Source organism: Halonotius sp. GCM10025705, from assembly GCF_042662885.1.
GTDB classification, from domain to species: Archaea; Halobacteriota; Halobacteria; order Halobacteriales; family Haloferacaceae; genus Halonotius; species Halonotius aquaticus.
In genome coordinates, this window is the sequence record NZ_JBHSZD010000001.1 from 1,037,403 (window position 1) to 1,058,641 (window position 21,239).

General features: G+C 63.3%; 24 protein-coding genes and 1 pseudogene. 13 read left to right on the plus strand and 12 right to left on the minus strand.

The window, feature by feature from the left end; translation table 11 throughout:
* Window positions 1-53: 53 nt before the first annotated feature.
* Window positions 54-686: a nucleotide exchange factor GrpE gene (gene grpE, locus ACFQJB_RS05885; protein WP_379725006.1), complete on the minus strand. Its 633-nt coding sequence runs from the start codon at window positions 684-686 to the stop codon at window positions 54-56.
* A 41-nt stretch (window positions 687-727) separates the two neighbouring features.
* On the minus strand, window positions 728-1,474 hold the full coding sequence (locus ACFQJB_RS05890) for a proteasome assembly chaperone family protein (protein ID WP_379725009.1): 747 nt from the start codon (window positions 1,472-1,474) through the stop codon (window positions 728-730).
* Window positions 1,475-1,584: 110 nt separating this feature from the next.
* Between ACFQJB_RS05890 and ACFQJB_RS05895 the strand changes: the two genes are divergently transcribed.
* Window positions 1,585-2,493 carry an RsmB/NOP family class I SAM-dependent RNA methyltransferase gene (locus ACFQJB_RS05895; protein WP_379725012.1) on the plus strand — a complete coding sequence of 303 codons (909 nt, stop codon included), beginning with the start codon at window positions 1,585-1,587 and terminating at the stop codon, window positions 2,491-2,493.
* Entirely contained in the window at window positions 2,490-3,020 is a 531-nt protein-coding gene (locus ACFQJB_RS05900) for a DUF7122 family protein (RefSeq protein WP_379725014.1), read from the plus strand. Before ACFQJB_RS05895 ends, ACFQJB_RS05900 begins: the two co-directional genes overlap by 4 nt.
* Here ACFQJB_RS05900 and ACFQJB_RS05905 read toward each other — a convergent pair.
* Together ACFQJB_RS05905 and ACFQJB_RS05910 are read right to left on the minus strand one after the other, a co-directional pair.
* Window positions 3,017-3,217 (minus strand): hypothetical protein, encoded by a 201-nt coding sequence (locus ACFQJB_RS05905; RefSeq protein ID WP_379725017.1) that lies wholly within the window; start codon window positions 3,215-3,217, stop codon window positions 3,017-3,019. The genes ACFQJB_RS05900 and ACFQJB_RS05905 overlap by 4 nt on opposite strands.
* Window positions 3,218-3,283: 66 nt before the next feature.
* Window positions 3,284-4,843, minus strand: coding sequence for a DUF790 family protein (locus ACFQJB_RS05910; RefSeq protein WP_379725020.1), 1,560 nt, complete (start codon window positions 4,841-4,843; stop codon window positions 3,284-3,286).
* A gap of 116 nt (window positions 4,844-4,959) precedes the next feature.
* Here ACFQJB_RS05910 and aspS point away from each other — a divergent pair.
* From aspS to ACFQJB_RS05930, 4 genes and pseudogenes are all read left to right on the plus strand, one after another.
* Window positions 4,960-6,263 (plus strand): annotated as a pseudogene (gene aspS, locus ACFQJB_RS05915) (aspartate--tRNA(Asn) ligase).
* A 54-nt stretch (window positions 6,264-6,317) separates the two neighbouring features.
* Window positions 6,318-7,184 (plus strand): pantoate kinase, encoded by an 867-nt coding sequence (locus ACFQJB_RS05920; protein ID WP_379725023.1) that lies wholly within the window; start codon window positions 6,318-6,320, stop codon window positions 7,182-7,184.
* A 136-nt stretch (window positions 7,185-7,320) separates the two neighbouring features.
* Entirely contained in the window at window positions 7,321-9,468 is a 2,148-nt protein-coding gene (locus ACFQJB_RS05925) for a hypothetical protein (protein WP_379725026.1), read from the plus strand.
* 82 nt (window positions 9,469-9,550) lie between these two features.
* On the plus strand, window positions 9,551-10,297 hold the full coding sequence (locus tag ACFQJB_RS05930; protein ID WP_379725029.1) for a 4-phosphopantoate--beta-alanine ligase: 747 nt from the start codon (window positions 9,551-9,553) through the stop codon (window positions 10,295-10,297).
* Here ACFQJB_RS05930 and ACFQJB_RS05935 read toward each other — a convergent pair.
* The gene (locus tag ACFQJB_RS05935; protein WP_120100028.1) at window positions 10,278-10,457 is read right to left on the minus strand and encodes a hypothetical protein; all 180 of its coding nucleotides are present in this window, start codon (window positions 10,455-10,457) and stop codon (window positions 10,278-10,280) included. The two genes, ACFQJB_RS05930 and ACFQJB_RS05935, sit on opposite strands and share 20 nt — an antisense overlap.
* A gap of 164 nt (window positions 10,458-10,621) precedes the next feature.
* Here ACFQJB_RS05935 and ACFQJB_RS05940 point away from each other — a divergent pair, with 164 nt between their 5' ends.
* Window positions 10,622-10,816 (plus strand): cold-shock protein, encoded by a 195-nt coding sequence (locus ACFQJB_RS05940; RefSeq protein WP_120100026.1) that lies wholly within the window; start codon window positions 10,622-10,624, stop codon window positions 10,814-10,816.
* Window positions 10,817-10,899: 83 nt separating this feature from the next.
* On the opposite strand, the gene ACFQJB_RS05945 is transcribed toward ACFQJB_RS05940, so the two are convergent.
* Together ACFQJB_RS05945 and ACFQJB_RS05950 are read right to left on the minus strand one after the other, a co-directional pair.
* Complete coding sequence (locus ACFQJB_RS05945) at window positions 10,900-11,379, minus strand: hypothetical protein (RefSeq protein WP_379725034.1); 480 nt, start codon at window positions 11,377-11,379, stop codon at window positions 10,900-10,902.
* Window positions 11,380-11,442: 63 nt separating this feature from the next.
* Window positions 11,443-12,240 (minus strand): sulfurtransferase, encoded by a 798-nt coding sequence (locus ACFQJB_RS05950; protein WP_379725037.1) that lies wholly within the window; start codon window positions 12,238-12,240, stop codon window positions 11,443-11,445.
* Window positions 12,241-12,501: 261 nt separating this feature from the next.
* Between ACFQJB_RS05950 and ACFQJB_RS05955 the strand changes: the two genes are divergently transcribed.
* Together ACFQJB_RS05955 and ACFQJB_RS05960 are read left to right on the plus strand one after the other, a co-directional pair.
* A complete protein-coding gene (locus ACFQJB_RS05955; protein WP_379725040.1) occupies window positions 12,502-13,368 on the plus strand; it encodes a sulfurtransferase in 867 nt (288 codons plus the stop codon).
* 280 nt (window positions 13,369-13,648) lie between these two features.
* Window positions 13,649-14,284, plus strand: a complete 636-nt coding sequence (locus ACFQJB_RS05960) for a rubrerythrin family protein (protein ID WP_379725043.1) — start codon at window positions 13,649-13,651, stop codon at window positions 14,282-14,284.
* Between the two features lie 10 nt (window positions 14,285-14,294).
* Here ACFQJB_RS05960 and ACFQJB_RS05965 read toward each other — a convergent pair whose 3' ends face one another.
* A complete protein-coding gene (locus tag ACFQJB_RS05965) occupies window positions 14,295-14,516 on the minus strand; it encodes a hypothetical protein (protein WP_379725046.1) in 222 nt (73 codons plus the stop codon).
* Between the two features lie 31 nt (window positions 14,517-14,547).
* Window positions 14,548-15,033, minus strand: a complete 486-nt coding sequence (locus ACFQJB_RS05970) for a hypothetical protein (protein ID WP_379725049.1) — start codon at window positions 15,031-15,033, stop codon at window positions 14,548-14,550.
* Between the two features lie 89 nt (window positions 15,034-15,122).
* Between ACFQJB_RS05970 and ACFQJB_RS05975 the strand changes: the two genes are divergently transcribed.
* Together ACFQJB_RS05975 and ACFQJB_RS05980 are read left to right on the plus strand one after the other, a co-directional pair.
* Window positions 15,123-16,244: a pyridoxal phosphate-dependent aminotransferase gene (locus ACFQJB_RS05975; protein WP_379725051.1), complete on the plus strand. Its 1,122-nt coding sequence runs from the start codon at window positions 15,123-15,125 to the stop codon at window positions 16,242-16,244.
* Between the two features lie 71 nt (window positions 16,245-16,315).
* Window positions 16,316-16,666, plus strand: a complete 351-nt coding sequence (locus ACFQJB_RS05980) for a 4a-hydroxytetrahydrobiopterin dehydratase (protein ID WP_379725054.1) — start codon at window positions 16,316-16,318, stop codon at window positions 16,664-16,666.
* 27 nt (window positions 16,667-16,693) lie between these two features.
* On the opposite strand, the gene ACFQJB_RS05985 is transcribed toward ACFQJB_RS05980, so the two are convergent.
* Both ACFQJB_RS05985 and ACFQJB_RS05990 read right to left on the minus strand, forming a co-directional pair.
* Window positions 16,694-17,875, minus strand: a complete 1,182-nt coding sequence (locus ACFQJB_RS05985; protein ID WP_379725057.1) for a redox-regulated ATPase YchF — start codon at window positions 17,873-17,875, stop codon at window positions 16,694-16,696.
* 60 nt (window positions 17,876-17,935) lie between these two features.
* Entirely contained in the window at window positions 17,936-18,136 is a 201-nt protein-coding gene (locus ACFQJB_RS05990) for a DUF5800 family protein (RefSeq protein ID WP_120100001.1), read from the minus strand.
* 239 nt (window positions 18,137-18,375) lie between these two features.
* Between ACFQJB_RS05990 and ACFQJB_RS05995 the strand changes: the two genes are divergently transcribed.
* Window positions 18,376-19,656 carry a polymer-forming cytoskeletal protein gene (locus ACFQJB_RS05995; RefSeq protein WP_379725061.1) on the plus strand — a complete coding sequence of 427 codons (1,281 nt, stop codon included), beginning with the start codon at window positions 18,376-18,378 and terminating at the stop codon, window positions 19,654-19,656.
* Between the two features lie 7 nt (window positions 19,657-19,663).
* On the opposite strand, the gene ACFQJB_RS06000 is transcribed toward ACFQJB_RS05995, so the two are convergent.
* The gene (locus ACFQJB_RS06000) at window positions 19,664-20,422 is read right to left on the minus strand and encodes a ribonuclease H-like domain-containing protein (RefSeq protein WP_379725064.1); all 759 of its coding nucleotides are present in this window, start codon (window positions 20,420-20,422) and stop codon (window positions 19,664-19,666) included.
* Between the two features lie 86 nt (window positions 20,423-20,508).
* Here ACFQJB_RS06000 and ACFQJB_RS06005 point away from each other — a divergent pair, with 86 nt between their 5' ends.
* Window positions 20,509-21,204 (plus strand): SOS response-associated peptidase, encoded by a 696-nt coding sequence (locus ACFQJB_RS06005; RefSeq protein ID WP_379725067.1) that lies wholly within the window; start codon window positions 20,509-20,511, stop codon window positions 21,202-21,204.
* Window positions 21,205-21,239: the final 35 nt, after the last annotated feature.

The following is a 21,239-nucleotide window of genomic DNA, read 5'->3' on the forward strand; positions in this document are numbered from 1 at the left end:
AAATAAACCGCAAACGCACCAGTCTCGGTCTCACAGCAGCGTCGGTGGGGGTCTTACTCGTCGGTGCTGACCGTCACTCGCGCCGGCTGGAGCACCTTGTCGGCCATCTCGTAGCCCTCTTGGTAGATGTCGACGATGGTGCCTGCGGGCTGGTCGCTGTCGACGCGCTGCATGACCTCGTGGCGTTCAGGGTCGACCTCGTCGCCGGCCGCCGGCGAGATGAACGCGACATTTTCGTCTTCAAGTGCCCGATCGAAGGATTCCAGCGTCGACTCAACGCCGGGGCGGATGTCGGCGTCGTCGTCTTGATCGAGTGCGCGAACGAGGTTGTCCCGGACATCAGTCAGCCGTTCGACCAACTCTTCGGTCGCCCGCGCCTTCATCTCCTCCTGTTGTTGCTTGGTTCGTTTCTTGTAGTTCTTGAAGTCGGCTCGTGCACGAGAGAGCTTCTCGGTGAGTTCGTCGATCTCGTTGTTCTTTTCGGCGACCTCATTTTCCAACGCCTCGATCCGGGATCGAAGTTCCGTTGCCGGCTCGGTGAGTGTCTCGTCGCTGTCGATGATGCGGTCGACGAGTTCGTCTGCGGGCAGAGCTTCGATGGTCTCGCTGTCGTCGTCGGTCGGCTCGTCGGCTGCAGCGTCCGTCTCGGGATCTGATTCCTCGACCGCTGCTGCGTCTTCACTCATACACGGGAAGAGGCCCTTCGGCGGCTTAAGGGTTCAGAAGCCTACTGGTACATCCGGATCGGCTCGGCGCGGCTACTTTCCTCTGTGGCCTGCTGCATCCGCTTCAGCAGTTGTTTGCGAGCCTGTTCGATCTCCGCAGCTTTGTCTGTGAGCTCACTCGTATCGATATCGCGATCGACGATCGGCTCGATGCCGCGTTCGAGCACGGCTTTTGCGGCGTCTGGATCAGGAAACTGCGGGTCGGATTCGACGATGTACCCTACTGCAGTCGTGTCGTTGTCGAGGGCATGCGACAGCAGCGCGCCGGTCGGCCCCGAAACCATACCCATCTCTGCGGGCGTATCGATGCCTGCTGCCGCCAATTGTTCTGAGCCGCCGCCGGTTCCAACGCCGTAGAGGGCTGGTGGTTCGGCCTGCTCGTCAGGCTGTCGCGGCAGCCCGGAGACGTAGATGGGCAACACGTCCTCGGTTTCGAACCAGCCGGTCACGCAGTCGGCGAAGGCGGTGGCGGCATTCGGGTTGATCGGCACGTCACTCTGGAGGGCGATCAGTTCGCGGTCGCTGTCGACGTAGAGTCTGACCGGCGTCACCAACTCGCTGCTGTCGGGTTGGTAGGTCGCCACCCGCGGAATCCCCTCGCAGTGGACGTTTGCATAGTGCTCCATCCCCAACTGCTCGATCAGGTGGTCGACGATGATCTTGCCGACTAACCCGACGCCAGGAAAGCCTTCGATGAGCGTCGGGTTGTCGAGTGCAACCTCATCCAGCTGGTGCTCGATACGAGCCATATAGGGTCGACAGCAGCGATCCACCTAATCGTTGGTGTCGCTGGTGGGCGGGCCACCAGACGGGTCACACGGAGCGAAACCGACAAACCAGCGGCCGCGAAACGGACGCCATGAATCCCTTAGAGCGGTACGCCCCGCTCGTCGACGACGAAGCGGCGTTTTTTGCGGCCTGCGAGCGACCGCTGCCCGCTGTCGTCCGCGTCAACACGATCAAAACTGCTCCAGAGCGCGCTCGTCGCGTCCTTGACGACGAAGGCATCGAATACGAGTCTGTTGGGTGGCACGACCAGCTTCTCCGGCTGCCCGAGGCCAGCCCGGGGACAAACTGGCCGTATTTCCACGGCTGGCTCCACGGCCAAGAGGAGGTTTCGGCGGTGCCCGCACTCGCACTCGATCCACAACCCGGCGAAAAAATCTGGGATAGCTGTGCCGCGCCAGGTAGCAAAACGACCCAGCTATCGGCGATGATGGACGACCGCGGGGTCGTCGTCGGCAACGACAACAACCTCGGGCGGCTCTCCTCGCTGCGGCACAACGCCGAACGGCTGGGGGTCACGAACCTCGTCGTCACCAAACAGGACGGCCGAAACTTCTCGCTCAAGCCCTTCGATTTCGACGAGTTCGACCGCGCTATCGTCGATGCGCCCTGCTCGTGTGAAGGAACGATTCGCAAGAACCCGACGACACTGGAGGAGTGGACGCTGGAGCACGTTCACAGCGTCGCCGCCGTCCAGAAAGGTATCCTCTCGCGGGCCGTACAGGCGACCAAGCCAGGCGGGACGGTCGTCTACTCGACGTGTACGTTCGCACCCGAAGAAAACGAGGCCGTTGTCGATCACGTGCTGGAGACCGAGGACTGCGAGGTCGTCGACTTTGACTGCCCGCTTGATTCAGTCTCCGGTGTCACCGAGTGGGAGGGCGACAGCTACGATTCGAGTGTCGAACAAACCCACCGGATCTACCCGCATCTCAACGACACCGGCGGCTTCTACTGTGCGAAACTGGAGGTGACGGCATGAGCGACGCCCAAGAAAATGTCGGCCAGCAGTTCGGCCGCTTGCCGGCGACGGCGGCCGACCGCGAGGTCGAGGGGCGCGCCTCACGCGAGGAAGTCATCGACTTCTTCGCCGAACGGTTCGACATCGACCCCGCTGTCTTCGAGGACTTCTCTTTCTGGGAGAAGGGCAAAGGCAAGATCTGGATCTTCGCCGCCGACGCGCCGAGTCCGATCCGCGTCGAGGGGCTCGGCATGACCGTGTTGCGCACACGGCAGGAACACTGGAAGCCGACCCAAAGCGCGATCCAGCGGTTCGGCGGCCACGCGACGAAAAACGTCATCGAGATCGACGGCGAAGCCGCGGCGACGTTCGCCCGCGGCGAGGATCAGGAACTCGATTGGGACGGCGACTGGGGCTATCTCATCGCGGCCCACGGAGTCGGCGGCGAACGCGAACCCATCGGTGTTGGGCTGTACGTCTACGGCGAGTTGCGCTCGACCGTACCGAAAGGGAATCAGGAATCGTTGTCGCCGCTGTCGACGGATTAGGCGTCGCCATCGAGTGCCCGCCGTGTGATCTGATCGCCGTAGCGGTGGTACAGCAGCGTGAGTGCGATGCCGACCGGCGACCAGCGGTACGCGAGGAATGCAACCCCAAGCAGCAGCGCGCCGAGGCGACGATTCCCCCGAGCAACGCTCGCAGGCCGGTGACAACGACCGAAAGCATACTGAATAGCCGTGTCCACTTTGAGCCGAACAGGTGTGCGAGGGCCATAGCCTTCCTTTGGGACACGTCGGGAAAAGCAACCGTGTCACTCGCTAGTCTGCGGCTCTCGCTCCGCAAGCGTCCCACCTGAGAGCCCGTCCCACTTGACGCGGTAGCCGACCGCCGACAGCACCGCGCTGGTGTCGGTCAGCTCGTAGTCGTCCAACACGGCTTCGGCCTCCGACAGCGACATTCCGGCCGACAGCTCCTCGGCCACCGTCGCCAACACGGCCGGTCGGACGAGCAACTGCCCGAGTCGATCGTGATCCGGGAACGTTCGACCGTCGATTGCATCGACCGAGACGCCGTACGCCTCGGCGACGGCTGCCAGCGTTGTCACGTCGTCATCGGGCTGAATCGTGGCTGGCAGGTCAGCAGCCGCGTCGGCAACGAGGTCAGCCTCGTACTCTCTGAGCACGTCAACAACGTCTTTGACACGAACCGTGCCGGAGTAGGGGATCGCACGGTGATCCTCAGCAGCGATTTCTTCGCCGACGCCCAGCGATTCGTCGACGGCGACGATGAGTTCGACAGCCTCGACGTCAGCCAGTTGGCCGAGCTTCTTTTCGACGTACTCCGGCGTCCAAAACCCCATGACCTCGAAGTAGACCCGAAAGTCAGCATAGCGGTAGTCGAAGGCGAAATCCGGGATCATCACACTCGATCCGGTTTCGAGCAGATCCGGCTCTCGCTGTAGTTCCCAGTCGAGGTCGAGTGCCTCGAATCGCGCGGCGAAATCGCGCTCGACGCCGCTGTCGTAGCTCGGTTCGGCAACGGGATCGACACCCGGCACCGACACGTCGCCACTGCGGAGCGTCATCTCGCGGTCGGTGCCGTGGTCGTCGACAGTCGCTGTGAGTACCCACTCGTTTGTGCCCGCGACCGACCGCAGCAAGCGAGCGAAGGCAGTACCGTACCGCCGCGTGCGCCGAAAGAGGCGGTCAGGGCCGGTGACGACCACCGTTCGCTGGCCCGCCAGCGGGCTGTCGTCGTCGGTCACGTCATCGCCGTCGCTGTCGGGCTGTTCGATCTCATACATCAACCCCAGCCGCTTGACGGCCGTAATCACTGCCCGCGGATCGTCGCTTTTGAGTCGTACCTCGGTCGCATCGAACAGCGCGGTCTGGGCCAGTGAAAGATTGTACTGCTCGATGAGGCTATCGGGATCCCACCGCGGATCGAACCCCGCCAGCCGTTGCTTGCAGTCGCGGTCGGCATACAGCGAGTCCTCGATGGCGTCAGCGTCGACCGCGAGGTCGTCAGCTGCCTGTGTGATCGCCTGCTCGCGTTCGGACTCGTTGGCAACACCAACGGCTTCGGCGGCCTCGAAGGCGACGCGGCGGGCGCGTTCGGGCGGCAGCGGCGCGTCAGTTTCGAAGGTCGCCTCCCGATCAAGGAGGGCAGCAAATCCGCGGACGAGCTTAAAATCGTCTTCCTCGCGCTCAATGGCTTCGACAGCCTCGTCGAGCGTCTCTCGTGTTTCGGCGACGTGGCTCTGATAGGTGCCGATGAGTTTCGCGGCCAACGGGCGATGGGCCCGGCCGATGAACTCGGGGCGGTAGCGACCGCCGCGGCGGGAGACCCGGAGGAGATCCTTCGTCAACACGCCCTCGCGTTCGTCGCGCGGTGGTAAAAACGCCCCGAGGCGCGGGTCGACACGCGCCCGTGGGTGGCGCAGTCGGAATCAGCCGAGTTTAAGGGCAGCCGCCGACAGTTTCGGGTATGGAAAACCGAACCTACACTGCGGATACTGAACCCGGCGAGACGGCCACAGTTGCCGGCTGGGTGCACGAGCTCCGCGACCTCGGTGGCATCGCCTTTCTGATCTTGCGCGATACAACCGGCAAGATCCAGATCAAGTTTGAAAAAGACGAGATGGACGACGACCTCGTCGAGACCGGACTCAACGTCGCCCGCGAGAGCGTCATCTCGGTCACCGGCGACGTTGACGAGGAGCCACGCGCGCCGACGGGCGTCGAGATCACGCCCGACTCGGTCGAGGTTGTCGCCGAGGCCGACACCGAACTCCCGCTTGATCCCTCCGGGAAAGTTGACGCCGAACTCTCGACGCGGCTCGACAACCGGACGCTCGACCTCCGCAAAGAGGAGGTGCAGGCGATCTTCACGATCCGCGCGGAAATCCAGCACGCCGCCCGCGAGACCTTCCGCGAGCTCGAGTGTACCGAGATCAACACGCCGAAGATCGTCGCCACCGGTACCGAGGGCGGCACCGAACTCTTCCCGATCACCTACTTCGGCGAGGAGGCGTTCATGAACCAGAGCCCACAGCTGTTCAAACAGCTGATCGCCGGCTCCAACGTCGAGCGCGTCTTCGAGATCGGGCCGATCTTCCGCGCCGAGGAACACAACACGCCGCGACACCTCAACGAGGCAACCTCGATCGACTTCGAGGGGGCCTTTGCGATCACCACGAGGCGATGGACGTCGCCGAGGCTGTTGTCACCGCCGCCTACGAAGCGGTTGCGGAAAACTGCGAAGACGAACTCGACGCCCTCGGCCTCGCCGAAGAGTTCGAAGTCCCGACGGGCGACTTCCCGCGACTCAGCTACGAGGAGGCCATCGAGCGCATCAACGCGACCGGCGAACTCGACGAACAGCTGCTGTGGGGCGACGACCTGCCGACCGAGGGCGAGGTCGCCCTCGGCGAGGACGTGGGCGAACACTACTTCATCACCGACTGGCCCAGCGAGATCAAGCCGTTCTACATCATGGATCAGGACGACGACGACCAGCTGTCCACGGGCTTCGACCTGATGCACCCGCGGATGGAACTCGTCTCCGGCGGCCAGCGTGAACACCGCTACGACCATCTTATCGAGGGCTTCGAACAGCAGGGTCTCGACCCCGAGGCATTCGACTACTACACGAAGATGTTCAAATACGGGATGCCGCCGCACGCCGGCTTCGGCCTCGGCGGCGAGCGACTCGTGATGACGCTGCTCGGCCTCGACAATATTCGTGAGGGCGTGTTGTTCCCGCGAGATCGACAGCGGCTGAGCCCATAGCGGCAGCCGCCGGTCACTGCGAGGCACTGCAACCCATCTGCCACACATAAACGCATGGCACAGGAAAACGACTCCTCGGCGACGGCGTTCGTTCCTGGGCATATCACCGGCTTCTTCAGCGCGCACACAGCCACCACGTGCGCACAGGCAGGGAGCCGCGGAGCCGGCATTACGCTCACCGACGGCGTCGAGGTAACCGTCAGTCCCGGCTCGGGACTCCGACTCAACGGCGAGGTCATCGAGATGCTACCGGTCGCCGACGTGTGCACCCGCCTTGGCGTCGATGCCGCCGTCGATGCCACCACGTCGCTGCCGCTCGGCGCGGGGTTCGGCGTTTCCGGCGCGCTCGCCCTCGGCACCGCGCTGGCCGCCAACGCCGTCTTCGACTGCGGGAAGACGGAAAACGAACTCATCACACTCGCTCACTGTGCGGAGGTCGACGCCGGCACCGGTCTCGGCGATGTCGTCGCCCAAGCCCGCGGCGGGCTGCCGATCCGGATTGATCCGGGCTCGCCGAGCCACGGCCGACTTGACGGACTGCCCGCTCGCCCCCAAATCGAGTACGTCACGTTTGGCGAGATATCGACTGAAACGGTGCTGTCCGGTGATACCGACGAACTGACCCGCGCCGGTGAGTCTGCACTCAGCCACCTGTTGGAGTGGCCGACGCTCGACCGATTTATGACCGCCTCCCGGGAATTCGCTGCTGAGGCGGGACTCGTGACCGACGAGGTGGCTGCGGCTCTCGACGCCGTCGATGAGGTCGGCGGCGACACCGGCAACGACATCCACACCGGTGCCGCAATGGCGATGCTCGGCAACACCGTCTTTGCGACCGGCGAGGGACTCTCGGCGGCCGGCTACGACGCCCACCAGTGCCGGGTCGACGCCGCCGGGGCTCGACTCATCGATGAGCGGTGACGACAACGCGACCGCGAAGCGAATGAGTTGATACTATTTTGTGGCGTTCGTCCGCCAGAAGACCTATTCGTCCGCTCGCTGAAACAAACACATGACTTTTTCCCCAATCGGAGCTCCGGGATGTGTTTGGTGAGCGATGCCCTCACCACCGCTGACCCTTGACCGTCGCAGTCTCCTCACATCGCTTGGCATTGCCGGGACGGCGTCGCTCGCCGGCTGTTCGGCCACTGAGCCCGCGCCGGATCGCAGCACCACGACGCTAAGCGAGGAGCGAACCCAGGAACTCGCCGAAGAGTATGCCCCGACGCTGTACTTCGATGATGCCGAAAGATGGTTTCCGACCGATCCCAGGGCGTTCGAATCCGAACAGGACGGCGAAACGGTTGTCGACGGATTCGACGCGCTCAACGACTATACGGCGGCGTCGAACGAGTTAGCATCGCCACCGGAGCCGACACTGTTCTACCACGGGGTCTCGTATGAAGATTCGCCGCTGTCGGTTGTCCAATTTTGGTACTATTCGGCGTTCGACCAGTTCACGACCAACTTCCACTGGCATGATTGGGAAGTTCTCCACGTGTTCGTCGACACCGACACCGACGAACCACAACTCTACGTCGCCAGCTCACACTCCCGGAAGGTTCCGAACAACGAGTTCCTCGATCCCGATCCAGACGCCCAGCCCCGGATCCTCTCGGAGTTGGGATCACATTCCAGCGCGCTGTCAGTCAACGACCTCGCCGATCGGTTCCAACGGCTGTCGATCGACGGCGCGCTCGCGGACATCACCAACAGTGCGATCGATACCATCGAGGACGTCATCAATCTCCCAATCGCCTACGGGTTGCCCCGCGATGAGGGGTCGCGACTCCCGTATCTCGTCCCGGAGTATGAGGGCGCGCCGCTCTACGAGCACGACCGACTGCCCGCTGTCGAGCGCGGCGACCTGCTCCCTGATTCGTTGACCGTGAGCTCGTTTCAGGAGCTTGCCTCGCCACCGAGTGAACTCCCCGCCAGAGCCACGGGCTCAGTCTTCCAATACGCGGGCCGAGACGAACCCAACCAAATTGACAACGAGGCCAGCATCGACGCCGAGTACGATCTCGTCTCGACCCGGCAGATCGAGCACATCACGGCGTTCACCGGCCCGCAGTTGAGCTTCGAGTTTGCGGTGCCGCAGTTCGCCGAAGACGCCTTTGCCGGCCACATCACGACGACGGGCGTGCCGTGGGGGCAACCCCGGTACAACGATCCGGCCGCGGATATCTCGGATCGAAACCACCGCGCGACGCTGGCCGAGCGATACGACGCCATCGGCGCGCCGGCTTCGGCGTCAACCGTCGTCGCCAGCCTTTCACAGGCTGTCAGCAACGACGACGCTCCCGAGGATGAGGGGCTCACAACCGCCGACCTCGGGATCGAAGGGGTCGCGCTGCTGGAGAGCGATCCAGCAGCTGTCCCGACGTTCAACGGCGTCGCCGTCGTCGACGACGTACCCGCGGGCGACCACCGGCTGACCGTCAACGGAGCCGGTGTGGAGCCCCACAGCGAGACAGTCGGCGTCGAGGAGGAGGCGGAAACGACACCGGCGGGCGTCGAGGGCTCGATTCCGCTTGTTGCTCGCGAGAACGCAACGAAACTCGAAGTCGATCCCGCCGACACCGACAGCGAGCTCACCGATCTCGCCGTCGAGGATGACTTCGCCGGGCGGCTCTACGACGCGCCGCTGTCGGGGCCGGACGCCGTCTACGTCCACCGCGGCGGCGCCTACACGACCGAAGTCAGGGATAGCGCCGACGAGATCGGCGCGATCCGCATCAATCAAGCCGCCACGGACGCCGACGAGCGAGTTCGACTCAACAATCCCCAGACCGGCAAGGCTTCGCTGGCAACGTATCTCGCCGACGTGGCCGAAGAAACGAGTGCCGCCATCGCAGCCGTCGAGGAGACCGCTGACGATGGTGATGACGAAACGAATGGTTCCGGCGGCGCGGGTGGCCGCAACGAGACGCTGGAGGGATCGGAAAACGCGATCCGTGGCCTGCGACGGGCCCTCGATGCCATCGCCGACGCCGCCCGCCGGGCCGCCGAGCGGGCCACGGCCGGCGACCGCGGGCAGGCCGACCAAAGCCTCGCCAACGTCGAAGACCGGCTTGAGCGAGCCACCACCCGGCTGGCGGAAGCCAGCGACTCGCTGCCCAACGAGATTGAGCGGGCGAGTAAACGACGGCTGGCGCAGTCACAGCGGCGATCCGAGCAGGCCCAGGCAGCCGACAAACTCTGAGCAGCGGTGAGCGATGCCGGCTCACGGTCGGCTGTCGACCCCGAAGAGCGAACGTTTTGCCGCCGGAGTCGAAGACCCGACAATGAGCGAGATCGATCTACCGGAGGATCACCCGCGGTATGCGTCGTTGCTGACGCGGCACCGAATCGAGGCAGGCGTCGAGAAGGGGATCACAAGCAAACAGGGGCTGATCGCCCAAGGCCGCGGCGAGGCCTTCGACTATCTGTTGGGTGAGCAAACGATTCCGAGTGCGGATAGGGCCGAACGTGCCGCAGCTGCCCAGTTGTTGCTGGCCGACCACCCGGTGCTCTCGGTCAACGGCAACGTCGCTGCGTTGGTCGCCCCGGAAATCGTCGCGCTTGCCGCCGCCGTCGACGCCGACATCGAGGTCAACCTGTTCAATCGCACCGAGAAACGAATGGAGGCCATCGCCGCTCACCTCCGCGAGCACGGTGCTGACGAGGTGAAAGGACTCACAGCCGACGGCCGTATCCCGAACCTGAGCCACGAGCGCGCGAAGGTCGATGCCGACGGGATCGGCGCGGCCGACGTGGTTGTCGTGCCACTGGAGGACGGCGACCGCGCCGAGGCACTCGCCGATCTCGGTAAAACTGAGATCGTCATCGACCTGAATCCCCTCTCCCGGTCAGCCCAGACGGCAGCGATCCCGATCGTCGACAACATCATTCGCGCCGTTCCGAACATGACTGCACACGCCGAGGAACTGCAAGGCTCAGAGTCGGAAACACTGCAAACCATTGTCGATCAGTTTGTTGGCAGCGACGCCTTGGCGGCCGCCGAGGAAGCGATCAGAACTGGTGCGCAATAACGGTTCCACCCGGCGAAACCTCGACGAGATCAGGGGCGAGAAAAATGAGGCCGACGACGCCAGCGATACCGACAGCGATGAGCAACAGGAGTGCCACCATGATCGGCCCGAACCCGAACTCCCGTCCGCTCGGCCTGCTGAGTGGGTCGTCCTCCGACATACCCTCGGATTCACCGCTCAGCTATTTAAATCCGTGTGACAGCGACCGCCGGTCGTCCACGAGATTGCCGCGACAGCGGTACCGCCGCGGGCGAACCCTACGATTCGGAGTGACCCTTACATATTTGTATCTGAACGACATTCATTCACATGGAGTAGTTGCGAATGGCACAAGGTACGGTTGCGTTCTTCAACGACACAGGCGGTTACGGATTCATCGAAACAGAGGAGTCGGACGACGACGTGTTCTTCCACATGGAAGATGTCGGTGGCCCTGATCTCGAAGAGGGCCAAGAGGTTGAATTCGACATCGAACAGGCAGACAAAGGCCCCCGCGCGACGAACCTACAGCGGTTGTAGCGGTCGACGAATGGGGTTTCGTATTTTTCACGCCCAGAGCGGCGCGGCTATGTTGTGAGGCGTGTGTCGATAGCTCGTGCCACTCAGTCGGCCGCCCCGTCGTCAGTGTCAGCCGCCGACCCAAGTGCGCGTACCGCGACGGTGATCGCGCCGTCCGCGGTTTCGATCGTCGCCTCGTCAGCGATCGAGCCACGAACGGAGTCACGCCAGTCAGCCAATCGCTCCGCGTGGGTTTCCTGATGGTGCTCCGTGTTGACTGCCGCTGGGGAGTCCAACTCAGCAGCGGTATCCGCAGCGGTCGGATACTCCGGTAGCGGGTCGACAAAGACGCGGGGATCGACAAGGATCGGATCGGGGCCGTCGTAGGAGCCTGCGGTGCCGGCGACGTGGAGCCGAGCGCGCATGCGGCCACTGAACGGTGGGGTGACCCGCAGCACTGTTTCACGGCCGGTGCCCAGTGTCGCTTCCAGCGCCGTCACTACATCCTCAATAGTGACAACGAGATACTCGATGACAGCTGGATCGGCTGTCTTGGGTGGGTCGTCAGCGGGTTGATCAGACATATCGATGGGTTCGGCGTCAACCGCGTAAACGGTGTCGGCGAGTCGTGGCGATGATCGCCGCGGTCAGACGAGCGATTCAGTCGCGCCGCCGGCAGCCGTCCAGTCGGTCATACTCCCCTCGTAGATGACGACATCGGTAAAGCCGAGTGAGCGAAGTACGACAAAGGTGTGGCTGAGGCGACGGGATGTATTGCAGTAGAGGATAATCCGCTGGTTGCGGTCGGTGCTGATCCCGCGATCGGTCAGCAGGCTCTCAATCTCGGCGGCCGACCTGACGCCGCGGCTCTCGTCGTCGACGAACTCCCGCCAGTCGATGCGGATCGCCCCCGGGATATGTTGTTCCTCGTACTCGGCTTCGTCGCGGGTGTCAAGCACCGTCACCGTCTCATCATCGATCGCCGCCGCAACAGCCGTTCGATCAACAATCGGTGCCGTTGCTGCGAGGCCATCGATCGCGTAGGTGACGGACTCGACCGTCGGCGACTCGGTTGTGGTCTCAAAGGCTCGCTGCCAGGAACTGAAATCGCCGTCAAGCAAGGCGACATTCTCGTGGCCATAGGCGAGCGCGGTCACGAGAAGTCGGGCGGCAAACACGCCGTGAGTGTCATCGTAGGCGACGATGGTATCATCCGGGCCGATGCCGGCCTCGCCGAGTAGTCGGGCGAAGGCGTCGGCACCGGGGAGTGTGCCCGGGTCGCTGCTGTCAGCGTCGCGGTAGCTGTCGAAGGGGATGTTTACTGCCCCGGGAAGGTGGCCGATCGAGTCGTACTCCCACGAGTCACGAACGTCGACGATATGGACTGACGGGTCGTCCCGGTGGTCGGCAAGCCACGCAGGATCGACCAGCGGTGTCTCGGGCATACACGCTGTTTGTCACCCGGGTCATTCAAGCGTTCGCCGCGGTCGATGGCCGCCGGTGTTCGCGGATAGCGGATATACTTGCTTGTTTTTGTGGAGTCACCGTGGGCCACCAGCCGGGCGGCGTGGACTGCGGCGACCCCAGCGACGGCTGCTGTCGACAGCTGGGGTCGATGCCTGCAAAAATATCCGGGATCGTTTAGGACCGGTCGAAACCACCGTTGGGTGTAGGTCTATACGGATAGGGGGTATAGGAGGCTGTGTATGTCATCAGACTACGCGAAAGACGTGCTTGTCACGGCCGACTGGGTCGAGGACAATCTCGACGCCTTCCAGAGCGACGACCCCGACCACCGACTTGTCGAAGTCGATGTCGACACCGAGGCCTACGAGGAGAGCCACGCCCCCGGTGCCATCGGTTTCAACTGGGAAGAGGATCTGCAGGATCAGACCACCCGCGACATCCTCACGAAGGAGGACTTCGAGAACCTGCTGGGTGCCCACGGCATCACCGAGGACTCAACGGTCGTCCTCTACGGTGACAACGCCAACTGGTTTGCGGCCTACACCTACTGGCAGTTCAAATACTACGGTCACGACGACGTTAAGCTCCTCGACGGCGGCCGCGAATATTGGATCGAGAACGGCTATACCACGACCGACGAGGTGCCGTCGTTTGCTGCGCAGGAGTACAACGCCTCCGGCCCGCGGGAGTCGATCCGGGCCTACCGCGACGATGTCGAGAACGCCATCGACCGTGGCCTACCGCTCGTCGACGTTCGCTCCCCCGAGGAGTTCACGGGTGAGATTCTCGCCCCGACCGGCCTACAGGAGACCGCCCAACGCGGCGGCCACATCCCCGGTGCTCAGAACATCTCGTGGGCAGCCGTCACCAACGACGACGGGACGTTCAAAGACGCCGACGAGATCGAGGAGCTTTACGCTGAGAAAGGCATCAGCGGCGACGAGACGACCGTCGCCTACTGCCGGATCGGCGAGCGCTCGTCGGTTGCGTGGTTCGCGCTGCACGAACTGCTCGGCTACGAGGACGCCATCAACTACGATGGCTCCTGGACCGAGTGGGGCAACCTCGTTGGCGCGCCGATCGAGACGGGCGAGGCTGACGACTGACGCGAGACTCGACCAACGGAAGAGTCTCGGTTTGAGCGAGCGGGCATCGCCCGCGAGCAAGCGAAGCGAAGGTGGAAGCCTCGAATCGGAGCGGGGAGGCATCGCCGACCCGCGAAGACGGGCGAAGCTGACGACTAAACACCGTAGCTGACGAACCGGCAGTGACGACCGCGCACTGTATTTCCGACTCGATTGATTTTTTCGCGACGATAGAACGACAGCCCTCAGCGACGCAGCCCAACCGATAGGACTCAAGACCCCTCGTTGTCTAACAGCGCGTATGACAGCCAGCGACTTCGTCGACAGTGTGAGTGAGGCTAACCAAACGGCACTCTCACGGCTTGGCTCCTCAAAATCCCTCTATGCCGAGACGAATGGCGAGCTTGAGACCGAACAGGTACTCCACGCAGCCGCCATCGCGGAGGATGCCGCCAGCGAGACCTTTGCCGCGTGGGCTGACGACGAGGAACACGCCGAGGCGGCCGAGCTCTTTGCGACTGTTGCCGACGAGGAGGCCGACCACTACGAGACAGTCGTCGGCGAACTCGACGATCCGCCGCAGGCAGCCGACAGCGAGACGCCGGCGGTTCAGTCAGTGCTGCGGGCCTTCGATGACACAGTCGAACGCGTCGGCGGGCTCGTCGGGCGCTGTCTGGTCGCAAAGAAATCAAAAGAGCAGTACACCGGCTACTTTACCGGCCAAGCCGACCCGCAGACAGCCAGTCTCTTCCGGGGGCTCGGCGACGACGTTGACGCACAGATCGAGGCGGCAGCCGACCTTGTCGACGCAATCTGTACAACGGACGACGATCGCGAGCGTGCCCACGAGGCCGCAAGCGAGGCGATTCAGGCAGCGTACGACGAGTACACCGAATCGCTGGAAGCGATGGGCGTCAACCCTAAGCCGGTCTGCTGATCGGGAGCGACTACGTTTTGCGATCGATGTTCTCTGGTGGGCTCACGAACCGGAAATAGCCAAACAGCCCGACAGCCAGCGCGATATAGTAGATGAATTGTGGCCACGCTGCGGGCGCTTGCGCCCACAGCAGCGAGATGCCGATAAACAGGATGGCTGAGACGGCTAAGTCTTCAAGCAGGTTCGTCTCCAGAGCATAGAGGCGATCGATAATCGCGCGAAGTCGGCTCACGTCCGAGCGAACGGAAACCGGACGGAAAACGTTACTCCCGAATGATCGCTGGAATATCGTCACCAGCGGTCGTTTCGTCACTGGCAACTCGGTACAACAGGGCTAAGACGGCTGCAAGCGTCGCCTCCAGTATCTTTGAGACAACGCCGAGTTCGTCTGCCCGCATGTGATCGAGAAGTACCTGCCAGGCGGGCTCGCTGTGGCTGATTGGCTCGGGGCCCCACGGCCAAAAGCCGCCGTGTTCGAGGCCGGTGTGCCACAGCCCGTAGCCGATGATGTAGGTGCCCATGAGCGCGATCCCGGCCAGATAGATCGCCCGCTCGTTGCGTCCGTCAAGGACGCGAGCGATGCCAAGAAAGATCAACACCGCCGAGCCAACGAAGAGAAACGGTCGCGGGTCGGGAGCCCGACCGGCTTGGAGATACAACACCAGCCGCGGGAACCCCCAGTAGACGTGGATCGCCGCGACCGCAAGCGCAAGGATGCCGGCGACATACCGCAGTCCGGAACGTTCCATACCGACGGTACGGCCGAGCAATGCCTGAGCGTTTCGATCACCGCCGCCGAGTGCGAAAGGCTATGGGCGCGGTCGCCCCGTGTGTGGGTATGAGCCGATTTGCTGACCGTGTGGAACGGATTTCGATCAGTGGGATTCGAGATGTGTTTGAGGCCGCCGGCGACGACGCGATCAACCTCGGATTGGGCCAGCCGGATTTCCCAACCCCGGAACATGCCCGGCAAGCCGCCGTCGACGCCATCGAAGCCGGCAAGGCCGACGACTACACCGAAAACAAGGGTCGGCCAGCACTCCGGGACGCTATCACCGCGAAATACGAGCGCGATCAGGGCCTCGATATCGACCCTGACGATGTGATCGCTACCTCCGGCGGCAGCGAAGCCCTCCACCTCGCACTGGCTGCCCACGTCGACGCCGGCGAGGAGGTCATCATCCCGGATCCGGGCTTTGTCTCCTACGACGCCCTCACAAAACTGGTCGGCGGCGATCCGATGCCGGTCGGGCTGCGAGAGGATCTGACCCTTGATCCCGCGGCCGTCGAGGACGCGATCACCGACGATACTGCGGCGTTCGTCATCAACTCGCCGGCCAATCCGACCGGCGCGGTCGCCGACGAGGCCGACATCCGCGAGTTCGCCCGGATCGCCGACGAACATGACGTGGTTTGCGTGTCGGATGAGGTCTACGAGTACACCGTCTTCGAGGGCGAACACCACTCACCGCTGGAGTACGCCGATAGCGACAACGTCGTCGTCGTCAACTCCGCCTCGAAGCTGTACTCGATGACCGGGTGGCGACTCGGCTGGGTGACCGCCAGCAGCGACCGGATCGAACGGATGTTGCGCGTCCACCAATACACCCAAGCCTGTGCGAGCGCGCCCGCACAGTTCGCCGCCGAGGCCGCCCTCACTGGCCCCCAAGACGTGGTCAGCGAGATGACCGACTCATTCCGGCGTCGCCGTGATATCCTGCTTGATGGGTTGTCCGATCATGGCATCGAGTGTCCGACCCCGCAGGGCGCGTTTTACGCTATGCCACGCGTGCCCGACGGCTTCGTCGAAGAATGTCTCGACCGGGGTGTGATCGTCGTCCCGGGTGATGCCTTCGGCGAACAGGGCGCGGGACTGGCGCGGATCTCGTATGCGACCGACGAGGACGCTCTCAGAGAGGCGATCGAGAGTATGGGTGAGGCGGCGGCTGCGGTTCGATAGCCGAAGCAGCTCTCGGGGTGCCTGTTGCTGTAGCGTCAAGATACAAACCCGTGGGGCGCGTTGCACGGGGTATGGTATCAGACCTAGCGTCCGAGTCGGTTGAGGACTGCAGCGACGATCAAGAACCGTTTGATGAAGACGAGACCCAACGGTATCTCGCGGAACTCGACACCGGCGTCTGGGATGTCATCGGTGGTCATCATCTGGAGGCGACCTACGAGTTCGATAATTTCCGGGATGCTTTGGAGTTCACCTACGCTGTTGGCGAACTCGCCGAGGATGAGTGGCACCACCCGGATCTCAGCCTGACGTGGGGTGAAGTTGGTGTCGAACTATTCACTCACGAGATCGATGGCCTCCGCAAAGCCGACTTCGTGATGGCCGCAAAGATGGACGAGATATACGCCGACCACGAATTGTAACGCGGCAGCCGCCCACGCCGATCGATCTCAACTCGCCGTGCTAACGATCTTGATCACATCGCCGTCTTCGAGCTCGTAGCTATCTGAGATCCGGCGGTTTGTTTTCCCGTTGACCGCGTGGAGATACCCTTCAGCGATATCCGAGTGGATCTTAGCTGCGAGATCAGTCGGCGTCGACCCCTCCGGCAGGAGGAAGGCATCAGGGAGGACGTTACCCTGTCCGTCAACCCACTTTGTCTCGTTTTCAACAGGGTAGGCTGTGATGTGATCCAGGAGATCGTAGACAGCCGCGTTGAGCGCGGTCTGGACGCCGGTCCCGCCGTGTTCGGTCATCACGTCGCGGATCTGTTCAAGCCCCGCGGCCTGCTCGTCGCTGATGTCGCCGACGATCTCGAAGTCGTCGTCGCCAGGGTTGTAGTCGACGACGCCGGCCTCGGACGCCCGGCGGAGCGCGAGTTCGCCGTCGGCCGTCGCGGGGATAACGATCTCAGCGACGTCTTGCAATCGTTCGAGGGTCTCCTCGTCGGCGATATCGGCTTTGTTGGCGACGAGGATGATCGGTTTCGTCCGCGAACGGACTGCCGCAGCGAGGGCTTCGGTGTCGTCGTCGTCCCACTGGATCGGATCGTCGGGATAGTCGAGGTCTCGCAGACAGGCCGCCACGTCAGCGGTCGTCGCACCGAAGCCGGTCAGGAGGTCCGTGAGGGCGTCGTTGATATCGAAATCAGGCGAGCGGGATTTGCGTTCGACCGACTCCCAGTTGCGGTCGATGATCCCGGTCAGCCACTGATTCATCTCCTGTTCGATGAACTCGACATCCTCAACGGGGTCGTGGCTCCCGGCTTCAACGGGTTCGCCTTCCTCGTCGGTGCTGCCGGAGGCGTCCAGCACGTTGAGGATCGCATCCGCATTCGTCAACTCATCGAGGAACTGATTGCCGAGGCCGCGGCCCTCGTGGGCACCGGGAACGAGGCCGGCCACGTCGTAGAGTTCGATGGGGACGTAGCGGATTCCGTCGTGGCAGCGGTCGTTGTCGCACCGCTCATCAAGTTCGAGACAGGGGCAGTCGGTGCGCACCGTGGCGACGCCGCGGTTGGCGTCGATGGTGGTGAAGGGGTAGTTGGCGACATCGACATCGGCGCGTGTCGCCGCCGTGTAGAACGTCGATTTGCCCGCGTTGGGTTTCCCCGCGAGCGCCAGAGAGAGCATACCTCCCGTTCACGGACGGCTGGAAACTGTCTTTCGGTCTGCGTTGTTGCTGAACGGCGATTACTCGTAGAGAATATCGCTGATCTGCTGGGGCTCACCCGACAAATCTGGGGCCTCCTCGACGATCTGGAGCACCTCATGGTCGGTGATATCGGGATAGGATTTCTGGATCGCGTCCTCGATGAGTTCCTTCTCAAGGCGGAACTCGGTGCCGTTGTAGACAACGTCGACGCCGGTTTCATCGAACGAAAGCGCGGTCATACCTGAACGGTTGCCCCCAAGCAGTAAAAACGACACGAGGCTGTCGGCGATGGGTTGTCAGCCCGACACCGACGTGTCAGCCACCCGTCTTGCGGACGGTTTAATAGCCGCGGCGTGTTGGATCGGCCTGTGAACCCCCGCAGAACCCGCTCGATGAGCTTCAGATCCCCGACGGGACGACCGTCGAGGAACACGATGTCGTCACCGACGGCGACATCCTTATCGGGAGCAACAGCACCGTGGATTTCGGGCTGCGGGGTCGAACGATCGCAGCTGGCGAACGTGTCGACTTCGGCCGGCAGATCGAGGCCGACGGCGACTGCCGCCTCGACATGTGGTGTGCGGTCGACGGGAGTGTGCTCGCCGGCGAGGATGCCTACATCGGCGAGCGCGTCGAGATCAACGGCCAACTCCTCGTCTCCGGCGATCTCGATATCGGCGATGATGTGACCATCGAGGAAGGCTTCGAGGCCAACGGCTGGATCGTCACCCGGAACCCAGTGCCTGTCCTCGTCTTCTACTTCATCGTCCTCTCGCAGTTCCTCCGGGTGGGCGATACAGACAAGGCCGACGAGTTCGCCTCCGCGCTCGCCGGCGAAGGCATCGAGGAGCGATCACCGCTTGTCGTCCCCCGCGGGGCCGAGATCTCCGACGACGCCTGGCGCGTCTCGACGCCGGCCCAGATCGGCGACGACTGCCGGCTCCACGGCAACATCCGCGCCGAATCCATCGCCATCGGCGAGAATACGACGGTTTTCGGCAGCCTGCGCGCCCGCGACGACATCGAGGTCGGCGAGAACACGGTTGTCATCGGCGACGTCACAACCCGTGGCGGAACGATCACCCTCGCTGCTGGCTCCCACATCCGCGGCGATGTCGCCTGCGAGGATCTTGTCGTCAACGAGGGCGCGGAAGTCGATGGGACGCTCCGGGCCCGCGGCGAGATGAAGCTGATCCGTCGAACTGAGGATGATACGAGGGAGGACGACGCGAGCGACGACGCCGACGAGGAGGCAGCTGAGGATAGCGACGCTGCTGACAACGGTGACTCAGCGGCCGCCGACACCGAAGAACCGGACGCAGCCGACGCAGCCGAGACGGATTCCGGACTGAAGATGTCGTACACGACCGGCAGCGACGCAGGCGAAGCGGCTGCAGTCGAGGACGACGCTACCGAACCAGCGGATACCGACGAGCAGCCCACTGACACCGCCACTGATCCGGTCGGTGCCGCCTACACCGTCGGTGGTAGTAATGACCCTGACAGCGAATCGGACACTGAGCCGGACGCTGAAACTGATGATGAGGAATCCAAGCCCGATAGCGAGACGGCGAAAACGGTCGGCAGCCATTACCTCGCTGGCGACGCTGCTCCTGATGATGCTGACCATGACGACGACAACGCGGCCGGCGACCCCAGCGACACTGACGACGGCGGGGTCATCATCACCGACGCCGAGAGCGACGATATCGAACTCGAAAACGACGGTGACGACCCCGATTCGACTGCGGATTCCTAACTCGCACCTACTCGAGTGACTGCTGGCGGGCTTGTTCGAAAACTTGCTCGTGAAGCGTTGTCGTCACCTCGTCAGCCAGCGTTTTGAGGTTGACCGCGTCCTCGCGGTTGTAGGAAATGAGAGTGTCCAGCGCGCCATCGACACCGGATTCGTGTTCGCGCCACAGCCGGACGGCGTCCCGTCCCGAGATGTCGGGGCGGTCGCGCTCAACCCCGATATCGCGTTCGACCTGTTTGAGTCCACCGTCGAGCCCGACGGTTTTGCAGGGGTACATCAGATCGAGGTGCGGGACGTCGACATCGACGCCGAAGGAGGTCTCCAGAAACGGCTGGTCGAACCGAATCCCGTTGAAGCTGACCAGCAGGCTGGCGTCGTCGACCATCGCCTGTATTCTGTCGGCCGTGAGGTCGTCGCCACGAACGAGCGTCGTCGTCTCGCCGGCCTGATGGTAACTAACGGTCGTGACGATGTCGCGCTGTTCGTCCAGCCCGGTCGTCTCGATATCGAAGAAACAGGCGTCATCCCGGAAATTCTCGTAAAGTCGCCACCGCTCGCTGCTGGGGAAGGTCTGATCGAAGAACGCGGGGTTCTCGGCGGCGAGGTGATCCCGTGCCGTGTCGATGAACGACTCGATCTTCTCGGCGGTCGTCGGCCCGACCAGCGAGGGATCGAAGCAGTCCCAGTCGGTCGCGCCGTTGGCCCAGAGCTTTCGCTCGGTTGTCTCACCGACCCCGCTGACAGGAATAAAACTGTTCTCGATTCGCACACATGCATCCGAGCGGTGGGTGTAGTTTAATTCTCCGGCTCGGCGCGGATCACGGCAGCTAAGCCGCCGCGGCCCGAGGCGACGGTATGTGCGGCCGGTACACCCTGCATACGTCGCCGGAACGCCTCGCCGAGCGGTTCGATGTCGCCGTTCCTGACTCGCTCGAACCACGGTACAACTGTTCGCCCGGCCAGGAGTTGCCGGTCATCACGGGCGACGACGCTGACCAGCTTCAGCGGTTCACCTGGGGGTTGACGCCCTCGTGGGCTGACGAGAAACAGGGCCTGATCAACGCCCGTTCCGAGACCGTCCGCGAGAAGCGAAGCTTCGCCGCTGCCTATGAATCGCGCCGCTGTCTCGTCCCGGCTGACGGCTTCTACGAGTGGGCTGATCTCGGCGACGGGAAGGAACCCTACCGCGTCGCCTTCGAGGACGACCGCCCGTTTGCGATGGCCGGGCTATGGGAACGCTGGGAGCCGCCGACCCAGCAACTCGGGCTCGACTCCTTCGGTGGTGGCGATGCCGACGATGACCCCGAACCGCTGGAGACGTTTACCGTGATTACGACAGAACCGAACGACCTCGTTTCGAAGCTCCATCATCGGATGGCCGTCGTGCTCGAACCTGATGAGGAAGAACAGTGGCTCAACGAGGATCCTGATGCGGCCGCGGCTTTGCTCGATCCGTATCCGGCCGACGAGTTCGACTATTTCCGTGTCTCCGACCGCGTCAACAGCCCGACCAACGACGATCCCGACCTGATCGAGCCAGTCGATGCCTGAGCGGGTCGACAATCACTCGCGGCGCGGCCACCGAC

Excerpts from the sequence above, each read along its gene's own strand:
- ACFQJB_RS05900 (WP_379725014.1), top strand. The coding sequence starts at position 2,490 with ATGAGCGACGCCCAAGAAAATGTCGGCCAGCAGTTCGGCCGCTTGCCG.
- grpE (WP_379725006.1), bottom strand. The coding sequence starts at position 686 with ATGAGTGAAGACGCAGCAGCGGTCGAGGAATCAGATCCCGAGACGGAC.
- ACFQJB_RS05895 (WP_379725012.1), top strand. The coding sequence starts at position 1,585 with ATGAATCCCTTAGAGCGGTACGCCCCGCTCGTCGACGACGAAGCGGCG.
- ACFQJB_RS05925 (WP_379725026.1), top strand. The coding sequence starts at position 7,321 with ATGCCCTCACCACCGCTGACCCTTGACCGTCGCAGTCTCCTCACATCG.
- ACFQJB_RS06005 (WP_379725067.1), top strand. The coding sequence starts at position 20,509 with ATGTGCGGCCGGTACACCCTGCATACGTCGCCGGAACGCCTCGCCGAG.
- ACFQJB_RS05940 (WP_120100026.1), top strand. The coding sequence starts at position 10,622 with ATGGCACAAGGTACGGTTGCGTTCTTCAACGACACAGGCGGTTACGGA.
- ACFQJB_RS05935 (WP_120100028.1), bottom strand. The coding sequence starts at position 10,457 with ATGTCGGAGGACGACCCACTCAGCAGGCCGAGCGGACGGGAGTTCGGG.
- ACFQJB_RS05930 (WP_379725029.1), top strand. The coding sequence starts at position 9,551 with ATGAGCGAGATCGATCTACCGGAGGATCACCCGCGGTATGCGTCGTTG.
- ACFQJB_RS05955 (WP_379725040.1), top strand. The coding sequence starts at position 12,502 with ATGTCATCAGACTACGCGAAAGACGTGCTTGTCACGGCCGACTGGGTC.
- ACFQJB_RS05950 (WP_379725037.1), bottom strand. The coding sequence starts at position 12,240 with ATGCCCGAGACACCGCTGGTCGATCCTGCGTGGCTTGCCGACCACCGG.
- ACFQJB_RS05945 (WP_379725034.1), bottom strand. The coding sequence starts at position 11,379 with ATGTCTGATCAACCCGCTGACGACCCACCCAAGACAGCCGATCCAGCT.
- ACFQJB_RS05990 (WP_120100001.1), bottom strand. The coding sequence starts at position 18,136 with ATGACCGCGCTTTCGTTCGATGAAACCGGCGTCGACGTTGTCTACAAC.
- ACFQJB_RS05960 (WP_379725043.1), top strand. The coding sequence starts at position 13,649 with ATGACAGCCAGCGACTTCGTCGACAGTGTGAGTGAGGCTAACCAAACG.
- ACFQJB_RS05980 (WP_379725054.1), top strand. The coding sequence starts at position 16,316 with ATGGTATCAGACCTAGCGTCCGAGTCGGTTGAGGACTGCAGCGACGAT.
- ACFQJB_RS05985 (WP_379725057.1), bottom strand. The coding sequence starts at position 17,875 with ATGCTCTCTCTGGCGCTCGCGGGGAAACCCAACGCGGGCAAATCGACG.
- ACFQJB_RS05890 (WP_379725009.1), bottom strand. The coding sequence starts at position 1,474 with ATGGCTCGTATCGAGCACCAGCTGGATGAGGTTGCACTCGACAACCCG.
- ACFQJB_RS05975 (WP_379725051.1), top strand. The coding sequence starts at position 15,123 with ATGAGCCGATTTGCTGACCGTGTGGAACGGATTTCGATCAGTGGGATT.
- ACFQJB_RS05920 (WP_379725023.1), top strand. The coding sequence starts at position 6,318 with ATGGCACAGGAAAACGACTCCTCGGCGACGGCGTTCGTTCCTGGGCAT.
- ACFQJB_RS05970 (WP_379725049.1), bottom strand. The coding sequence starts at position 15,033 with ATGGAACGTTCCGGACTGCGGTATGTCGCCGGCATCCTTGCGCTTGCG.